Here is a 619-nt window from a genome sequence, read left to right on the forward strand (position 1 = left end):
GATCAGTCTTACGGAATAGCTGTTGACTTATACAATAACGTTTATATCACTGGATTTACTACTTCCCTTGATTTTCCAACAACTTTTAACCAAGGTATAAACCCTGATGGAAATAAGGCTCTATTTGTTACTAAACTTGATTCTACTGGAGGTAATATACTTTATTCTGTATATATACACGGAAATGGTAATGATTGGGGATATGCCATAGCTTTAGATTCAAACGATAATGCTTACATTACAGGTAATACTACTTCCTCTAATTATCCATCAACTTATACCGTTTTAAACGGTAATAAAAATGCAGTATTTATTACTAAGATTGATAGTACAGGAACAAACTTGCCTTACTCTGTATATATTGATGGAAATGGAGATGATTGGGGGCTAGGCATAGATGTTAACGCTCTTTCTGAAGCTTATATAACAGGTTATACTTATTCTTCAGATTTTCCTGTGATCAATAAACTTGGGCCTAATAATCTAAGCAATGCATCTGCTTCAGTATATATAATTAAAGTTAATGATTTAGGAACAGCACTTCCTTATTCAGCTTATATACATGGCAATTATTTCGATATTAGTTATGATATTGCCCTGGATTCTTCTAGTAACGCTT

General features: G+C 32.6%; 1 protein-coding gene. It reads left to right on the forward strand.

All coding sequences use genetic code 11. The features are described 5' to 3' along the window. On the forward strand, positions 1–619 hold a 619-nt coding region (locus tag AZI32_RS17385), incomplete at both ends, for an SBBP repeat-containing protein (RefSeq protein WP_206406653.1).

The organism is Clostridium sp. ATCC 25772 (assembly GCF_001573875.1).
Lineage (GTDB): Bacteria > Bacillota > Clostridia > Clostridiales > Clostridiaceae > Clostridium_J > Clostridium_J senegalense.